General features: G+C 48.1%; 16 protein-coding genes. 7 read left to right on the top strand and 9 right to left on the bottom strand.

What is annotated here, in order from left to right:
- Positions 1-73 precede the first annotated feature (73 nt).
- On the top strand, positions 74-514 hold the full coding sequence (locus AT705_RS04585; RefSeq protein ID WP_058795679.1) for a GNAT family N-acetyltransferase: 441 nt from the start codon (positions 74-76) through the stop codon (positions 512-514).
- Positions 515-588: 74 nt separating this feature from the next.
- A complete protein-coding gene (locus AT705_RS04580) occupies positions 589-1,155 on the top strand; it encodes an NADAR family protein (protein WP_058795678.1) in 567 nt (188 codons plus the stop codon).
- Positions 1,156-1,210: 55 nt separating this feature from the next.
- Here the strand turns inward: AT705_RS04580 and metG are convergent, their stop codons facing one another.
- Positions 1,211-3,247 (bottom strand): methionine--tRNA ligase, encoded by a 2,037-nt coding sequence (gene metG, locus AT705_RS04575; protein WP_058795677.1) that lies wholly within the window; start codon positions 3,245-3,247, stop codon positions 1,211-1,213.
- A gap of 241 nt (positions 3,248-3,488) precedes the next feature.
- Here metG and AT705_RS04570 point away from each other — a divergent pair, with 241 nt between their 5' ends.
- From AT705_RS04570 to AT705_RS04560, 3 genes are all read left to right on the top strand, one after another.
- Entirely contained in the window at positions 3,489-4,571 is a 1,083-nt protein-coding gene (locus AT705_RS04570; protein ID WP_058795676.1) for an Mrp/NBP35 family ATP-binding protein, read from the top strand.
- Between the two features lie 3 nt (positions 4,572-4,574).
- Positions 4,575-5,162 (top strand): dCTP deaminase, encoded by a 588-nt coding sequence (gene dcd / locus AT705_RS04565; RefSeq protein WP_010381646.1) that lies wholly within the window; start codon positions 4,575-4,577, stop codon positions 5,160-5,162.
- Positions 5,163-5,455: 293 nt separating this feature from the next.
- Positions 5,456-7,966, top strand: coding sequence for a putative bifunctional diguanylate cyclase/phosphodiesterase (locus tag AT705_RS04560; RefSeq protein WP_058795675.1), 2,511 nt, complete (start codon positions 5,456-5,458; stop codon positions 7,964-7,966).
- Here the strand turns inward: AT705_RS04560 and AT705_RS04555 are convergent.
- Both AT705_RS04555 and AT705_RS04550 read right to left on the bottom strand, forming a co-directional pair.
- Positions 7,917-8,720 carry a CLCA_X family protein gene (locus AT705_RS04555; RefSeq protein ID WP_058795674.1) on the bottom strand — a complete coding sequence of 268 codons (804 nt, stop codon included), beginning with the start codon at positions 8,718-8,720 and terminating at the stop codon, positions 7,917-7,919. The genes AT705_RS04560 and AT705_RS04555 overlap by 50 nt on opposite strands.
- Entirely contained in the window at positions 8,710-9,318 is a 609-nt protein-coding gene (locus AT705_RS04550; RefSeq protein WP_058795673.1) for a tRNA-uridine aminocarboxypropyltransferase, read from the bottom strand. Before AT705_RS04550 ends, AT705_RS04555 begins: the two co-directional genes overlap by 11 nt.
- A 129-nt stretch (positions 9,319-9,447) precedes the next feature.
- On the opposite strand from AT705_RS04550, the gene AT705_RS04545 reads away from it, so the two are divergent.
- Together AT705_RS04545 and AT705_RS04540 are read left to right on the top strand one after the other, a co-directional pair.
- Positions 9,448-9,792, top strand: a complete 345-nt coding sequence (locus AT705_RS04545; RefSeq protein WP_058795672.1) for an Hpt domain-containing protein — start codon at positions 9,448-9,450, stop codon at positions 9,790-9,792.
- 199 nt (positions 9,793-9,991) lie between these two features.
- On the top strand, positions 9,992-11,209 hold the full coding sequence (locus AT705_RS04540) for a pyridoxal phosphate-dependent aminotransferase (RefSeq protein WP_058795671.1): 1,218 nt from the start codon (positions 9,992-9,994) through the stop codon (positions 11,207-11,209).
- 19 nt (positions 11,210-11,228) lie between these two features.
- Here AT705_RS04540 and AT705_RS04535 read toward each other — a convergent pair whose 3' ends face one another.
- The 6 genes from AT705_RS04535 to pta form a co-directional block, all read right to left on the bottom strand.
- A complete protein-coding gene (locus tag AT705_RS04535; protein WP_058795670.1) occupies positions 11,229-11,909 on the bottom strand; it encodes a M15 family metallopeptidase in 681 nt (226 codons plus the stop codon).
- Complete coding sequence (dapE, locus tag AT705_RS04530; protein WP_058795669.1) at positions 11,906-13,045, bottom strand: succinyl-diaminopimelate desuccinylase; 1,140 nt, start codon at positions 13,043-13,045, stop codon at positions 11,906-11,908. Before dapE ends, AT705_RS04535 begins: the two co-directional genes overlap by 4 nt.
- Entirely contained in the window at positions 13,042-13,392 is a 351-nt protein-coding gene (locus AT705_RS04525) for an ArsC family reductase (protein ID WP_058795668.1), read from the bottom strand. Before AT705_RS04525 ends, dapE begins: the two co-directional genes overlap by 4 nt.
- Complete coding sequence (locus AT705_RS04520; RefSeq protein ID WP_058795667.1) at positions 13,389-13,895, bottom strand: PTS glucose transporter subunit IIA; 507 nt, start codon at positions 13,893-13,895, stop codon at positions 13,389-13,391. Before AT705_RS04520 ends, AT705_RS04525 begins: the two co-directional genes overlap by 4 nt.
- The gene (locus tag AT705_RS04515; RefSeq protein ID WP_058795666.1) at positions 13,895-14,275 is read right to left on the bottom strand and encodes an ACT domain-containing protein; all 381 of its coding nucleotides are present in this window, start codon (positions 14,273-14,275) and stop codon (positions 13,895-13,897) included. The genes AT705_RS04520 and AT705_RS04515 overlap by 1 nt, the downstream gene beginning before the upstream one ends.
- Before the next feature lie 146 nt (positions 14,276-14,421).
- A complete protein-coding gene (gene pta / locus AT705_RS04510; protein WP_058795665.1) occupies positions 14,422-16,569 on the bottom strand; it encodes a phosphate acetyltransferase in 2,148 nt (715 codons plus the stop codon).
- Position 16,570: the final 1 nt, after the last annotated feature.

Here is a 16,570-nt window from a genome sequence, read left to right as displayed (position 1 = left end):
CTCTTTAACGGGAAATGAAGCCTTGAAACTATACCGGAATTAAGAACAATAACAATCACCCAGGACAGCCCAAATGAAAGTCTCAGACTTATCGAGCGACCATTCAGACATTGAGCTCATCGCCAATTGGTATTACCAGCATTGGGACAGTAAAGACCCTCATGCCACAGTACAAGGCGTGATTGATAAAATATCGTCATCTGATTCACGCACAGGGTTCGCTGCCTATATTGATAATGAGTTAGTTGGTGCAGGCGAAATCAAACAGCAAATCGATTCTAATTATTCAGGCTATCGGCATTGGTTAGACGGCGTGTATGTGCCGACTGAACATCGTGGCAAAGGCATCTCAACGGCTTTGATTGAGTTTGCGATTGCCAAGGCAATTAAGCTCAAGTTGCCTGCACTGTATCTTCGCTGTGAGGCTCATTTGGTGAAGTTATATGAATCACATGGATTTAGTGTCGTTGATATGGACGGACAGAAGTTCATTATGGCACATACATTGATTTAGTGAGTAATCAGGTGCCCAGAAGCGGTGAACAGCCTCTGAGCATGAGTGACATACATTATACATAGGAAGTCTTTGTGACAATAACTAGTAACGCGCAATTAATCGAGTATATTGCGAAATCAAAAAAGCCGAAGTTTGTTTTTTTCTGGGGTCATCAAAAGGCCAAATCAGGTGTTTCCAAGTCTTGTTTCAGTCAATGGTATCCGGCTCACTTTGAGCAGCACGGGTTGATGTTTAAAAGCGCTGAGCATTACATGATGTACCACAAGGCGATGCTATTTGATAATCACGATGTGGCGCTGCGCATTTTAGAGTGTGGTCATCCTGGCGAGGCTAAAAAGCTGGGCAGAGCTGTCACCGGTTTTGATGAAGCCACCTGGAATGCTAAGCGATTCGATATTGTTGTCAGTGCAAACATGCTGAAGTTTGCTCAAAACCCTGAACTGAAGGAATTCTTGTTTTCAACCGGCAAGAGGATTCTGGTCGAGGCCAGTCCGGTTGATAAAATCTGGGGGATTGGGCTGGCAGAAGACCACGAATTTGCAAGTGTGCCTCAGAAGTGGCATGGACTAAACTTGCTGGGTTATGCCCTGATGGCAGTGCGCGACAAGTTGTCGCAGGACACTCAAACCCCTAAATAAAAACAAAACGGGCCTGATGGCCCGTTTGTTCAATCTAGCTTAATAGCAGCGCTGATCACATCACACGCATGCCCGGTTGTGAGCCCTCGTCCGGGTTGAGAATATAGATTTCTTTGCCACCAGGGCCTGCTGCCAGCACCATGCCTTCAGACATACCAAAGCGCATCTTGCGAGGCTTCAGGTTGGCAACCATGACGGTGAGTTTGCCGATCAGATCTTCGGGTGCATAAGCAGACTTAATACCTGCAAACACCTGGCGAGTTTCGCCACCTAAGTCCAGTGTCAGTTTCAGCAGCTTGTCTGCGCCTTCAACGTGCTCTGCGTTGGCAATTTTAGCGACGCGCAAATCAACTTTGGCAAAATCATTGAACTCGATTTCGTCCGCGATTGGCTCTTTGGCCAGCGGACTGTCCGCTGCAGGCTGAGCGCTCTGACCACCCACTTTTTTCTCCAAGCTTTCTTTAGAAGCATCAACCATAGCATTCACCTTATCCAGTTCAACACGTTGCATCAGGGCTTTAAACTTGTTGATCTCATGATCAACCAGCGGTGTGCCCAGGCTTTCCCATGACAGCTGCGAATTCAGGAATGCTTCAACATTTTTTGCCATGCCAGGCAGAATCGGCTTGAGGTAAGTCAGCAAAGCTCGGAACAGGTTCAGACCCAGTGAACACACCTGGTGCGCACGCTCCAGAGTATCTTCATTTTTGGCCAGTACCCACGGTGCTTCAGCGTCGATGAACTGGTTCGCTTTGTCGGCAAGGGTCATGATCTCACGAACAGCACGGCTGTATTCGCGGTTCTCATAGTGGCCGGCAATGCTGTCTTTGGCTGCGACAAAGCTGTTTAGCAAAGCCTCATCCATGACTGTGCTGCTGAGCTTACCGTCAAATTTCTTGGTGATAAAGCCTGCGCAGCGGCTGGCGATGTTTACGACTTTTCCAACCAAATCTGAATTTACGCGCTGTGCAAAATCTTCCAGATTTAAATCAAGATCGGTCACGCCACTATTTAGTTTCGCGGCATAGTAATAACGTAGGTACTCTGGGTCCAGATGCTCTAAGTAGGTACGCGCTTTGACGAAGGTACCTTTTGACTTAGACATTTTCGCGCCGTTTACGGTAACAAAGCCATGAGCAAAGACGTTGTTCGGCTTTCTGAAGTTTGCACCGTCCAGCATCGCAGGCCAGAAAAGACTGTGGAAGTAGATGATGTCTTTACCAATGAAATGATAAAGTTCTGCATCTGAGCCTTCAGCCCAGAACTCGTCAAAGTTTAGACCTTGCTTGTCACAGAGGTTTTTGAAGCTGGCCATGTAGCCGATTGGCGCATCCAACCAGACATAGAAGTACTTGCCCGGGGCACCAGGGATTTCAAAACCAAAGTAAGGTGCATCACGACTAATATCCCACTGTTGCAGGCCATCTGCAAACCACTCGTCCAGTTTGTTGGCCATTTCAGCCTGCAAGCTGCCTGAGCGTAGCCAGGTTTTCAGCATGTCTTCAAATGCTGGTAAATCAAAGAAAAAGTGCTCAGAGTCTTTTAAAATGGGCGTAGCACCAGACATCGCTGATTTAGGCTCAATCAACTCGGTTGGGCTGTAGGTGGCGCCGCAGGCATCACAGCTATCGCCATTTTGGTCTTCTGCTTTACAGTTTGGACAGGTTCCCGTGACAAAGCGATCAGGCAGGAAAATGCTTTTCTCTGGGTCAAACAACTGTGAAATAGTGCGCTTTTTGATATGACCTTTGTCGTTAAGACGCGTATAAATTAATTCACTTAGCTCGCGGTTTTCATCACTATGCGTGCTGTGGTAGTTGTCAAATTCAATGTTGAAGTCGGCGAAATCACGTTGTCTTTCTATACTGACTTGCTGAACCATCTCTTCAGGTGTAATGCCTTGCTTTTGTGCATTAAGCATAATAGGGGTGCCGTGTGCATCATCGGCACAGACATAATAGGTTTCATGGCCTTGTTGTTTCTGGAAACGCGCCCAGATATCAGTTTGAATATATTCCAAAAGGTGACCCAGGTGAGTCGGTCCATTGGCGTACGGCAATGCACTTGTTATGAGAATTTTTCTCTTTGTCATAGTTATTCCACGAATATAGAGCGGCTCAGTTTGGCTCTGCAGATCTGGCGACTGGCATCACGCTCGGTGCTAATCTGGGCAGAGAACAAAAACTTCGGACCGGTCAGTGCGTCAATTATTGATAAAAGACTGACCAGAACGGCTGGGAAATTCCCGGCAGACGCGAATTTGACTGGTTTTAATGAGGTGAATGTTACATAATTCCAGCGCCCATTTCATCACCTCAAGGCGTTTTATTTGTATGTTTGGTATTGAAAAACTATTTACCAGGAAGGACCCAATCAAAGAACAGATTAAAACTCACCTGCAGCACTACCGCAGTGCAATATTTCCAATGGGAATTGATACGCAGTGGATTACAGAAATCACCCCAGACAAATCGCAGGATGGACTCTGGCAAGTATCACTAATGTTACCTTTCGCGGCGTCAGGGCAGGGCGCTGTTTTGTCCTCACATCTGAGCGACTCTCTCAATACAGATATTCAGGTTGCCTGCCACAGTGAGGTAGCGGGCAGTACCCAGTTTAAGCAAATAAAGCATATTGTTTTGGTGGCATCAGGTAAAGGCGGAGTGGGCAAGTCGACTACTGCCGTTAATCTGGCTGCCGGACTTGCGTCCCAGGGGGCACAAGTCGGTATTCTGGATGCGGATATTTATGGTCCGTCAATCCCCTCATTATTGGGGCTGGTCGGCCAACAGCCAGAGGCAATCGATGAAAAGACTTTAAAACCCTTTGAAAAAGATGGTATTCGGGCGATGTCCATAGGCTTTTTGGTACCTGAGGACGACGCAACAGTTTGGCGTGGGCCTATGGCTTCGCAAGCATTAACGCAATTGCTGAATGAAACAGCCTGGGGTGAGCTGGACTATTTGATAGTCGATATGCCGCCTGGGACAGGAGATATTCAGCTGACCATGACACAAAAAGTGCCTGCCAGCGGTGCTATTGTGGTCACTACGCCGCAGGATCTGGCTCTGGCAGATGCACAAAAAGGTGTCGCAATGTTCAATAAAGTGAACCTGCCTATTATAGGTTTGATCGAAAATATGAGTTATTTTTCGTGTCAGCATTGCGGTGGTAAAAATGCGATTTTTGGCAGTGAAGGGGGCGCTAAACTGGCCGCGCGTCACGGTGTTCCTTTGCTGGCTGAAATTCCGCTTGATACCGGGATCCGGGAAAACTCGGAACAGGGCGCGAACATCACAACCCAGTCGCTGGTGATAAAAGACCACTACATATATTGTGCGCAGTTGATGAGCAGCATGTTGTATTTACAATCACAATCGACTCAAGGGGTCGAAATTTTAATAACGGATGACTAACTAATGAGACTCTCCGACAGAGATATAAAAGAAGCTATAAAAAAACAACATATTCAAATCGAGCCATCACCGGCGGATGAGATGATCTCAGGGGTTACTGTTGACCTGCGTCTGGGTAACAAGTTTCGGGTGTTCCAGGACCATGCTGCACCTTACGTTGACCTGAGCGGACCTAAAGAGCAGATTAATGCCGCAATGGAATCCATTATGAGTGATGAAATTGTGCTTGAAGATGGTCAGGCATTTTTCCTCCACCCTGGTGAGCTGGCATTGGCCATGACTTATGAATCAGTGACGTTACCAGCGGATCTAGTTGGTTGGCTGGATGGTCGCTCTTCACTGGCCCGGCTTGGCTTGATGGTGCATGTAACGGCGCACCGCATAGATCCAGGTTGGTCGGGTAATATCGTGCTGGAGTTTTATAATTCGGGTAAGCTGCCACTGGCACTAAGACCTAAGATGAAGATTGGTGCACTGAGTTTTGAAACCCTGAGCAGCCCCGCTGAAGCACCATACAATATGCGAAAAGATGCCAAATACAAAGGGCAAAACAGCGCAATTGCAAGCCGGATCAGTGATGATAATCGCTGATACAGTGAGCACACATTAAATCTATCGGCGAGTATGTGGCGACTATCAAAACTGCCACATACTTCAGCCTATCAATCCCCCTTTGCGCCAGCAACAGTGAGAATTTTTTAACTTGATACTGGCAATTCAAACTTCAGCTTCCATACTTAACATTACCGCTACATCGTAATGTGCACAATTGAATACGTTCACTGCGTTGTTAGCACTAATCCGAAACCAGCGAAACAAGCCTCTGTTGCAACTGGTTCGCTGATTGGCTGAGCTATTTATGCCACTTGCTCAAGGAGGTTGGGATGTGGTCAGGCGTGATACGCGTGATAGCAGTATTGTTGATTGTAACGATAGGCTTGGCTTTTGAGGGCCATACTCAGACTAGTGATCTTGTCGCAGGCGATCAGACACCGATTTCGCTCTCAGCTTATAATGATGCCACAAATCAACTGACTCTGGCGGAGATCCGTCAAATGATGACGCAAATGTCAGAGTCAGAGCAGACTATTAAATTGCAGCGAGGCATCGCAACTTGGGTTCGCGTCGAGATCCCGGCTAACACACAAAGTGAACAAGTAATATATACTCAGCCGGTTCAGGGAGTTCTCAAGTTCTACCTTGAGCGCGCGGGTAAATTAATTCAATACACGCTGATCGCGCCGGCTAAAGAGCTTGCTTCACCTGCTCAGGCGGTATTACCGCATATCAAAGTACCACGGAGTGAGCTTAGTGCGCAGCTCTTTATTCAGGCTCAGGGCACGCACCCACAGGTATTATCCATTTCCATGGTGTCGGAATCCGACTTTGTGCAGTTATTTAGCCACAGGGTATTCTTGTTTGGTGTTGAGACGGGCAGCATTTATTTAGTTGCTTTTTTTCTTGCCATGATGGCTGTTTCTCAGTTCAGGCCCGGGTTACTGGCCATTGCGGGATACGTCATGCTTATTGCGTTTATTAGTGGCGCTGAGAGCGGGATAAATGTGTTGTTGTTCCCGACAGTAATAAGTGGCGCGTTGGTCACTTATAGTAGCCAGTTTTTCTTGCTTTCTTTGACTTGCGTACTGTGTTTCTTCCATTATTTTGCTGCGCAAAAGCGTCTCAATGAGCAACATAAGTATTATCTGTGGCGTTTGCTGTGGGCCCTGTTGCTGGTAGTGTGTATCAGTGCGCCGTTACATGCCAGTTATCAGTTGTTGTTTCAGGTGATGGCTGCTTTGGTGGTGACCGCTTATGTGGCTTATATATTGTACGTACAACCTCCCCAACATCAACGTGAAGCGCGTTTACTTGCTCTCGTTTTTGCACCCGCGTTGGTGTTACTGGTGTTTCTGATGCTGGGTCAGCTGGGCGTGCTTGCCAGTTCACGTTACTATTTACTCAATCATGCCTTACTGACGGGGCATGTGCTGCTGCTGGCTTATTTTGTCTACTGGCATGAAAGGCAGAAAAAGCTGTTGTTACTCCAGTATGCAAACCATGACAAAGAAACCGGACTGCCAAACCGGCATATGCTAAAAAAAGCCCTCGATGGTTTGCAAAACACACATCAGCATCACACATTGGTCATGTTTCGACCGAAGGTTCTGAGTGTAATTAGGCTGAATATGGGCTGGGATTACGCTGCTATTCAGCTCAAATCGTTATTGAAAAAAGTACAGGTGCAGCTGGATACCTATGGCCGGGTAACGATTGCTGCTGAACCGACCAGTAAAACCCAGATCTATCGGCTGGATGACACCCTGTTTGCTATTGTCTTGCGTGGCAAGTTAGAGTTAAGTCAGGTAGAGCAGTACGCTTGTCTGCTGGCATCTATTTTTGAAGAAGGGATCAACTTTAAAGGAGAGCTGCTTGTTGATCAGCTTGAAATTGGCGTAGCCAGTAACCCTGTTCATGCACAAACGACTGAAGCGCTGATGCAGCGCGCATTGCAGGCAATATCGGCACGACCGCTTGGTACGCAAAAATGGCAGTTGTTTGATCATAACGATTCGTTGTATTTGGAACGACGGATCAAGGTGGCGTCTTCGCTGAAATATGCGGTTTCGCAGAGTCAATTTACCTTGTATTTTCAGCCTCAGGTCAAGTTGCAGCAAGGAGAAGTATTTGGCGCTGAGGTGTTATTGCGCTGGCATCATCCTGAGTTGGGGGTTATTCCGCCGGATGAATTTATTCCCATTGCAGAAGCCTCTGGCATGATCCCTGAAATTACCGATTGGGTGGTCGAGCAGGCATTATCTTTACAAGCCGAGCTGTGCAGTGTTTACTCGCATCATGTTTTGTCACTCAATGTCTCTGGCAAAGACATTGGCCGAAAAGATCTGGCGGTGCAATTGATAACTTTGATCAGTCAGTTAAATTTGGCACCATCCCAGCTTATGTTGGAAATTACAGAGTCCGTTACCCTCGCTAATGAAGTAGATCTGAATGAGGTCATTGATGGCTTTAAGCGCCTGGGCGTTAAAATGGCCATTGACGATTTTGGCACTGGGTATTCTTCTTTGGCATACCTTAGCCAGCTTGGGGTTGATGAGATAAAGATAGATAAGAGTTTTGTCATGAATATCGCCAGCTCAGCGACCAATCAAACGATTTGTAAGGCGACCTGTGATATGGCGCACAATCTGGGCTCTATGGTGGTTGCTGAAGGCGTTGAAAGCGTGCACTGTTACCAAATGTTGAAAGCGTTTGGCTGTGATATTGGCCAGGGGTTTTATATTTCCAGACCACTTCCGTTTGAAGAATATAAGACGTGGTTAACGCAGTTCATTGCGCTTGACGATATAACGCAGCACCTAGCATCTGAAAATAGTTAGTTGTGGTTGTCAGCGTTGCTGCCGCGATACCGGGATCGGGAAATCCGCCCTGATGTTGTAACGGGGAGTCGAGCACGTCATCTACCAAAAAGGCGTTGCGGATCTGAGGATGATTCGCTATGACCCATTCAAATGCACGTGCGGTTAGTTCCTGTGGTTTTGCATAATATTGAGTACCACGTGCTTTATCCAGTAACACTGCATGCTTAAAATAATCACTTGGCTCGTTTGCGCTGCTGTTTAGTAATAACAAGCGGAATAATGCATCAAGTTGTTGGTTAAGCGGGTGTGAAAGTACAGGCGGCTGCACCAGCCACAGTGCGGATGCAAAGTCGTGTGCGCGAGCCTCATGGAACATGTGTTTGGCAATGTAGTGGTCAAAAGCATGCCACCATTCGTGCGCCAGTGCACCACCCCCCGCGTTCTTAGCCAGTGCCAGGGTACGCTTGTTGCTGTCATAATGGGCCTGCACACCGGCCTGTCCACCACTGCCGAAGGCCAGATTTAATGTACCCCGCAAGCCAATAGCAACAGGAGGCAGTGACAAGATCTGAGTGAGGTCAGCCAGCGCATCGTAAAGTAAGTTAGCCGCAATATGTTGCTCTTCCTTACTCACCCAGGCGCCTAAGGTAATGGTTTTAAAACCGAAAGTGGCTTTGATTTCATCAAAACTGGTTTGATCACCAAACCGGTAATCCGGACCATCACGGAAAAACTGGCGTTTTAACCGATTAGTTGAGCGCCTATTCGTCACTCAGATACCTAAGTTTTACATGATCTGGCATATGCCTGGTCTGCTGTGCAATCATACCAGCCAGCGCTTGATAGAAAGGGGCAGGCGGGATCTGCTCATAAAGGTGTAAAAAATGGGCGGTTGCTTCCAGAGTTGAAAGACTGAATGCCTGCTCAGCTTTACGAATAGAGTACTGGTTTTCTGGTAAGTTCGCGAACGAGACATGTGGCAGACTCATCAGCCAGGGGTTCAGCATAAGTATTTTATGTACCTTTTTCCAGGTTCCGTCCAATACCACCAGTGTTTCAATGTGTGGCTGGTCTTGCTGATAGCTTGTGCCATCGAGCGTCAGTGCGTTGTCAGAAGGGTAAAGCAGTGCGCAGGCTTGTGATTGTAGCTGTGTACGGATATCGCTGAAGTCGGCTTCCGACTCCCCTTGAATGACCTCGATATTGCTGAGTTGCAGCGACAGTAACCGGACCGTGTTTTTGGCTACTTTGGCTTCACTGGGGTGTTGTAATACCACTATCTTACAGCGATTGTGAACGGTGCTACCCAAAAATGGACAGACGCATGTCTGAAGTGGAAAGTGGCAGTGATCGCAAAGGGCTCGTTTCATCGCATTATTTAACTGTTTTTTCTGTCACAGATCATATCATAGTTTGCAGTTTAGGACCCTCTTAGCTAGCATTAACAATATAGAGAGGCTTTTGCTGGGTTTGTTAGCCTGATAACGAAAAGGACTAATATGAATGTAATAATTGATGAAGCTTGCCTGGATACGATGCAGTCCCTGTTAGGTGAGCAATTTTCAGACACTTTGGTATTCTGCATCAGTGAATTTGAACGGCTGGAACGTGAAGTCCGCGAGTCGTTACCTGGAGACCTGGAGGCAGCGACACGTAACGCGCACAGCCTAAAATCGAATGCGGCACAGTTTGGTGCAATGAGTTTGTCTGACAGTGCCCGAGAGATTGAACTTTTTCTGTTGGAGGGAGATGTCAATTCTGCCAAAGAATCGTTAGGTAACTTATCCAAACAGGTAGCTGGCTCTACGGTAAAATTGCAGCAATGGCTGATGGCCAATGCTTAGAATTATGAGCTTCGCTCGCGTTAGAGCGTTGCTCAATTAGTCTGCCCAACACCCACGATGAGCTGTTTGTTTTCCGCGTTACTGTCAGCTTATTCTTTACTGCAAAGTCAACCCACTTTTCCTTTTTATCTTCATCAAGAAATCTCCTTTTCTTCCTGTCATTGGGGCGCTATTCTAAGAGCCTGAATGGGGAGAAATAATGATAAAAATTACTAAAAGCAGCAAACTCAATGGGGTGTGCTACGACATTCGCGGTCCTGTGTTGTCACAGGCAAAGAAAATGGAAGACGAAGGTACCAAGGTTCTTAAACTGAACATCGGTAATCCGGCTGCCTTTGGCTTCGATATGCCTGAAGATATGCACCGTGACATCATTCGCAATTTGTCGGATGCAGAGGGCTATTGTGATTCTAAAGGGCTTTATTCTGCCAGAGTCGCGGTATATCAGCATTATCAGCAAAAAAAACTGCCAAATATCAGCGTAGACAACATTTTTATTGGTAACGGGGTCAGTGAGCTTATCCAGATGGTTACTCAGGCGTTACTGAATGATGGCGATGAGGTGCTTATCCCGGCACCCGACTATCCGCTATGGACTGCTTCTGTTAAGTTGTCAGGGGGGAAGCCGGTACACTATTTGTGTGACGAAGCCGCTGATTGGTTTCCTGAACTGGCTGATATACGGAACAAAATTACCGCAAAAACGCGCGCACTGGTACTGATCAATCCGAATAATCCAACCGGCGCTGTGTATAGCAAAGATTTGCTAGAGGGGCTCATTGATATTGCCAGAGAGCATAACCTGTTGCTGCTTAGCGATGAAATCTATGAAAAGATCCTTTACGATGGCGCCGAACATTGGTCAATTGCTTCATTGTGCGATGATCTACCGGTGATCACTTTTAATGGCCTTGCTAAAACGTATCGGGCCGCCGGTTTACGTATGGGCTGGATGGTGTTAAGTGGCAAAGTGTCCGCAATGAAAGATCTCATCGATGGCTTGAACATGCTGGCATCCATGCGTTTATGTGCCAATGTACCGGCACAATTTGCCATTCAGCAGGCACTGGGTGGGGTTCAGTCGATAGATGCATTGATCCAACCCGGTGGACGGTTATATGAGCAACGCCAGATAGCATGGCAAGGGCTGAATGACATGCAGGGCGTATCTTGTGTCAAACCTATGGGGGCGTTATACGCGTTTGCCAAAATTGACACGCAACATTTCAATGTGAAAAATGATGAGCGAATGATGCTTGATTTGTTGCGTGAAGAGAAAATTTTGCTGGTACACGGCAGGGCGTTTAACTGGCCTCAGCCAGACCATTTCCGTTTGGTTTTTTTACCACATATGGATGAGCTGGAGCCTGCGATGGCGCGAATGCAGCGATTTTTTGAACACTATCGCCAGCAATAACGATTTCTGTATTGCTGACTTAGTCACATATGTTGTCAATGTACTGATCATACAGCGTTGGCAACATAGCCAAGATAGTGTCCTTCGCTGCAACGTCATGAGCGTCAATCACGGTTGTCAGTGTTTGCAACGACAATGCCGTCATCATTTGTGTGGCACAACGACGGTGACTGATGTGCCAGGGTTCAGCCGCAACGCCTCCCTGGTAACGCTGATAGGGCCGAAAAAAACCAAACTCTGCTAAATGTTCGCTCAGCCAGGCATTAAATTCGCCAAAAGGCCCATCTTGCTCATACTCCCAGGGCTCCAATTGAAGCTGCTGACCGTCAGGCAGACAATTGCGCGCGTAAACATCCAGATCGGTGCCAAAGTGATGCCGGCTTGCGCCTGGCAGCGCTGAGTAAAGCATGATTGCGTGCACTCGTGCTTGTGGTGATAACAAAGCCAGGTCAACTGGTTCATTTTGACTGTTCAATACTGGGCGCACACCGTTTACCTTGTTGTTCCAGATCAGACATTGACGATGGAAGTCACGATGTGCCGAGGCGATACTGAAGGTAAACCCGGCGCGCTCGGCCGCTTTGCTAAGCGCGCAGAGATCACGTTGCACCGCACTATGGACCATCACATTATCTACCGCAATCAAATGGCTGGTGGACAGGCCTGATGCCTGTGAGGCAAGCGTGCTGAGTTGGATCATGTAAGTAGTTTTTCCAGGATCAATTCATAGATTGCTGCAAGCTGATCGAGAGATTCCGTACTCACACACTCATTGACCTGATGGATCGTGGCATTCACCGGGCCCAGTTCAATCACTTTACAACCGGTTTGCGCGATGAAGCGACCATCAGAGGTTCCGCCAGTGGTTTCCGGGTTCGAATTAATCCCGGTGACTGTTTTGATGGCATCCAGGGTAACACTCAGTAAAGGACCCGGCTCTGTCAAAAAGGGCAGACCGTTTAGTGTCCAGTGAAGCTCATAGTCGAGGTCATGTTTGTCGAGTATTTCGGCCACACGTGTCTTGAGTTGCTCTGCGGTCACTTCGGTACTAAAACGAAAATTAAACTGCACATCCAGGCTACCTGGGATGACATTACCGGCCCCGGTGCCACCGTGGATATTCGAGATCTGAAAACTGGTAGCCGGGAAAAAAGTATTACCCTGATCCCATTGGGTTGTGCTGAGTTCAGTCAGCGCGGGTGTACTGAGATGGATTGGGTTCTTGGCTAAGTGCGGATAGGCAACATGGCCTTGTATTCCCTTGATGGTCAAATGTCCCGTGAGTGAACCACGACGTCCGTTTTTAACCACATCACCAAGCTGATCCCTGGATGAGGGCTCGCCAACCAGACACATGTCTATTTTTTCATTTCTTGCTTCAAGTAAATCCACCACTTTGGTGGTGCCATTAATAAAGGGGCCTTCCTCGTCAGAGGTAATTAAAAAGCTGATCGACCCTTTGTGGTCTGGAAAACGCGTGACAAAACGTTCAGTCGCCACCACCATAGCAGCCAGTGACCCTTTCATATCGGCAGCACCACGGCCATGCAGCATACCGTCGTGTATTTCACCTGAAAAAGGCGGATAGTGCCAGTCACGTTCGTTGCCAACGGGCACCACGTCGGTGTGGCCTGCAAAGCAAAAGTGTGGCCCTTCATCTCCTTTGCGTGCCCAGGTATTAAGTGTATCAACGAAGAAGTGCTCTTCGACATTAAACCCCAGTGCACTCAGGCGGGCATTGATCATTGCCTGGCACCCGGCATCCTCAGGCGTGACGGAAGGGCGCTGGATAAGTGCCTTGGCCAGCGCGACTACTTCACTGTGTGTCTCACTCATAGTGAGAAAATTTCCTGATACTGTGGCGCTTTAAAGCCCAGGTGATATTGGCCAGCGTGCAGCAGAATAGGACGTTTTATCATGGCTGGGGCGGCTAACATATGTGTTTGTGCACTGTCAGCATCCAGGTTTTGTTTGTCTTCATCGCTGAGTGCACGATAGGTGGTACCACGTTTGTTCAGTACATTTTCCCAGCCCAGTGCCGCAACAAATTCAGCCAGCATTTGCTCATCGAGCCCGTCTTTGCGGTAGTCGTGAAAGGTGTAGCTGATGTCGTTTTGTTCAAGGAATTTCTTTGCTTTTTTAATCGTATCGCAGTTGCTGATACCGTACATAATGGTGGTCATAAATTACATGCTCTGGATAATGTGATAAGCGGATCTTTACCCGCAGTGACTTGATTTAAAGGATAATAACACGGTCCCAGTTTGTCTGCATTGAGCAATAGCAGGGTGCCCAGCACATCGACATCGCTCGGTACATCGAAGTAGCACAAGATATCGCCCATCGCGACGTGCTTTTTGCCATAGCTGTGCTGAATGAGGTGTTCAGTTCTTCGGTACTCTGCCGGGATAAGGAGGTGCAGTAGCAGAAGCAACCCCGATTTTGTTCTAAGGACAAATTCACTACCGTGTTGACTGATTTTTTCGACCTTGGCGGGGCAAGGTGCCAGCATCATGGCTGCATTTAACTTTACGCAGACCCCAGGACCCAACATACCGCTGGAAAATAACGCTTCTGGATGCTGACTCGCTGGGTGGACCTTACCCGTAAACGGACTGGCAATATGCATGATCGGATTAGCAATTTGGGCAATGGGGGCGTAATTAATTTGCTGTGATAAGTGCATCAGACAAACAGGTATCCATCTTTTTTGAGTGCTTTAATAGCGTCGGGTAGTTGGGTTTCTTTAACCAGAATATAGTCAGTGTCGTAGGTGGAAATGGAAAAAATGGAGACATTGGCACTGGCCAGTACGCCAGATATGTTGGCCATGATGCCAGTGAGCGAAAACCCCAAAGGGCCAATGACTTCCAATGCGCGCCAATGTGGCTCTGTGGCGAAGCTGTTAAACACCAAGTCGCTGGGACAGACAATCGAGAGCTCTTCAGAGGTTTTGGCGATGAAGAAGATCTCGGCTGACATTACTTCTGTGGGCACAGCCTGATCACTATCCAGACTATGGATGGTAAAATTGTGTGGCAATACCTGTAATGTTTGCTTCGACATATCCGAGTCCCGACATCTTCGACTCTGTAATAGTATAGTCAAGCATAGCCAAAAGAAACCTTTTTCCGTTGGCTGCACAGCCCGTCAGGTTATAATTCGGGAAGTGGGCATACTTCCCGAATTAGACCACAGATTGCACGGCGGTGTTACTGGTCGTTTTGTCCCGCCTGGATTGCGGTCAGTGCGATGGTATACACGATATCATCAACTAGTGCACCACGGCTAAGGTCGTTCACGGGCTTGCGCATCCCCTGTAGCATCGGACCAATACTGATCAGATCGGCGCTCCGCTGAACGGCTTTGTAGGTGGTGTTACCAGTATTGAGGTCCGGGAATACAAATACTGTCGCCTTTCCTGCTACTTTACTGTTCGGCGCTTTCTTACGTGCCACATTTTCCATGATAGCTGCGTCGTATTGCAGCGGTCCGTCAATATCGAGATCCGGGCGCTTTTCCTGCGCAATGCGCGTAGCTTCACGTACCTTGTCTACGTCAGCACCCTGGCCAGAGGTACCCGTGCTATAGCTGATCATGGCCACTTTTGGCTCAATGCCAAATGCAGCGGCAGACTCTGCAGATTGAATCGCGATATCAGCCAGTTGCTCAGCGGCTGGGTCAGGGTTAATGGCACAGTCACCATAAACCAGGACCTGATCGGGCAGTAGCATAAAGAATACTGAGCTGACTAAGGATGAATCCGGGGCTGTTTTGATGAGCTGAAGTGGCGGGCGGATCGTGTTTGCAGTGGTGTTGACAGCGCCTGATACCAGACCATCGACCTTGTCCTCAGCCAGCATCATTGTACCCAGTACCACATTGTCTTGTAGTTGCTCGGCAGCGACAACTTCAGTCAGGCCTTTGTTTTTGCGCAGTTCAACCATAGGTGCAATATACTTCTCAACTTCTTCTTGCGGATCGAGAATGGTGACATTGTCGTTGAGTTCAACACCTTGTTGTGCCGCGATACGTTCTATCTCTTCGCGCTCTCCCAGTAATACCGTTCTGGCAATACCGCGCTCGCCACAGATTGCCGCGGCCTTAATCGTGCGAGGTTCATTGCCTTCCGGCAATACTATGGTCTTGTTCGCTTTTCGTGCAGAGTCTGTCAGCAAGAAGCGAAAAGCAGGTGGCGATAACTTCCGTGTCCGGGCCACGCCCTGAGCCAACGAATCTAGCCAGTCTGCATCAATGTGACTGGCGTTATGCTGCTTTACTTTGTCGATACGCTGTTCATCATCAGCCGGGACTTCCATGTTGAAGTTATGTAGCAACAAAGACGTTCGCCAGGTATCCGCTGTGGTCGCTAAAATTGGCAGGCCGGTTGCCATAGCTTGCTCACACAGCTCCATGATTTTGGCTTCGGGTTTGAATCCGCCAGTGAGCAAAATAGCACCAAGCTTAGTGCCATTCATAGCACTCAGACAGCCAGCAACGAGAATATCAGAACGATCACCTGGCGTAACCAATAGCGCACCTGGCGTAAAATGGTTCAGGATGTTTGACACTGTTCTGGCACAAAAGGTCACTCGTCTTAACCGTCGATGTGCCATGTCACCGGCGTTAATCACTTCTGCGCCCAGGTAATTACTCAGGTCAACCACTCGTGGCGCAACAAGATCAAAGTCCCAGGGAATGGCACCCAGTAACATAAACGGGTGCTTACGGAAGATAGGTAGTGAGGCGAGCCTGTTAATTTCATTTTCTAGCTGCTCGGGTTCATGTTGATCAACCAGGTCCGCACGCGCACGACCATCCTCGTCCAGTGGCGCGTTTACCTTGTTAAAGATGCAACCCAATACCCGCGGGTGGTCGACACCACCATAGTTACCGGCGGCAATCTCCAGACGATCCTCCAGTTGATCGTTGCTGTCATTGCCCGGGGTGAGCACAAATACGATGTCCGCACCGAGTGTTTGCGCGATCTCCCGATTCACTCGACCTGCATAAGGCTGACGACGGGTAGGGACCATGCCTTCAATGATAGCCACTTCACCAGGGTTGATGGCACTTTCAAAACGCTCAACGATTTCTTCGAGCAAGTCGTCGCCTTTCCCGTCACCGATCATTTGCTCTGCGTAGCTGAGCTCAAACGGTTTTGGTGGAGAAATCGAAGAGCCTTGTTGGACGATTAAAGTTGATTTTTCAGGGCCTGTGTCTTCTTTTCGTGGTTGTGCAATCGGTTTGAAAAAGTTAACCGAAACGGCTTTTTGTTCCAGCGCACGGACTATCCCAACTGATACTGACGTTAAGCCAACACCGGTGGAAATAGGGATTAACATAATACGACGGCTCATG

The organism is Pseudoalteromonas rubra, from assembly GCF_001482385.1.
In the GTDB taxonomy this organism is placed as follows: Bacteria; Pseudomonadota; Gammaproteobacteria; order Enterobacterales; family Alteromonadaceae; genus Pseudoalteromonas; species Pseudoalteromonas ardens.
Note: the sequence above shows the minus strand (reverse complement) of the source record. Positions and strands in the feature narration are given on the sequence as shown.

What these genes read in the sequence shown, in the direction of transcription:
- AT705_RS04515 (WP_058795666.1), bottom strand. Translation starts at nt 14,275, where the DNA reads ATGTCGAAGCAAACATTACAGGTATTGCCACACAATTTTACCATCCAT.
- AT705_RS04545 (WP_058795672.1), top strand. Translation starts at nt 9,448, where the DNA reads ATGAATGTAATAATTGATGAAGCTTGCCTGGATACGATGCAGTCCCTG.
- AT705_RS04525 (WP_058795668.1), bottom strand. Translation starts at nt 13,392, where the DNA reads ATGACCACCATTATGTACGGTATCAGCAACTGCGATACGATTAAAAAA.
- pta (WP_058795665.1), bottom strand. Translation starts at nt 16,569, where the DNA reads ATGAGCCGTCGTATTATGTTAATCCCTATTTCCACCGGTGTTGGCTTA.
- AT705_RS04560 (WP_058795675.1), top strand. Translation starts at nt 5,456, where the DNA reads ATGTGGTCAGGCGTGATACGCGTGATAGCAGTATTGTTGATTGTAACG.
- dcd (WP_010381646.1), top strand. Translation starts at nt 4,575, where the DNA reads ATGAGACTCTCCGACAGAGATATAAAAGAAGCTATAAAAAAACAACAT.
- AT705_RS04535 (WP_058795670.1), bottom strand. Translation starts at nt 11,909, where the DNA reads ATGATCCAACTCAGCACGCTTGCCTCACAGGCATCAGGCCTGTCCACC.
- AT705_RS04540 (WP_058795671.1), top strand. Translation starts at nt 9,992, where the DNA reads ATGATAAAAATTACTAAAAGCAGCAAACTCAATGGGGTGTGCTACGAC.
- metG (WP_058795677.1), bottom strand. Translation starts at nt 3,247, where the DNA reads ATGACAAAGAGAAAAATTCTCATAACAAGTGCATTGCCGTACGCCAAT.
- AT705_RS04520 (WP_058795667.1), bottom strand. Translation starts at nt 13,895, where the DNA reads ATGCACTTATCACAGCAAATTAATTACGCCCCCATTGCCCAAATTGCT.
- AT705_RS04570 (WP_058795676.1), top strand. Translation starts at nt 3,489, where the DNA reads ATGTTTGGTATTGAAAAACTATTTACCAGGAAGGACCCAATCAAAGAA.
- dapE (WP_058795669.1), bottom strand. Translation starts at nt 13,045, where the DNA reads ATGAGTGAGACACACAGTGAAGTAGTCGCGCTGGCCAAGGCACTTATC.
- AT705_RS04585 (WP_058795679.1), top strand. Translation starts at nt 74, where the DNA reads ATGAAAGTCTCAGACTTATCGAGCGACCATTCAGACATTGAGCTCATC.
- AT705_RS04550 (WP_058795673.1), bottom strand. Translation starts at nt 9,318, where the DNA reads ATGAAACGAGCCCTTTGCGATCACTGCCACTTTCCACTTCAGACATGC.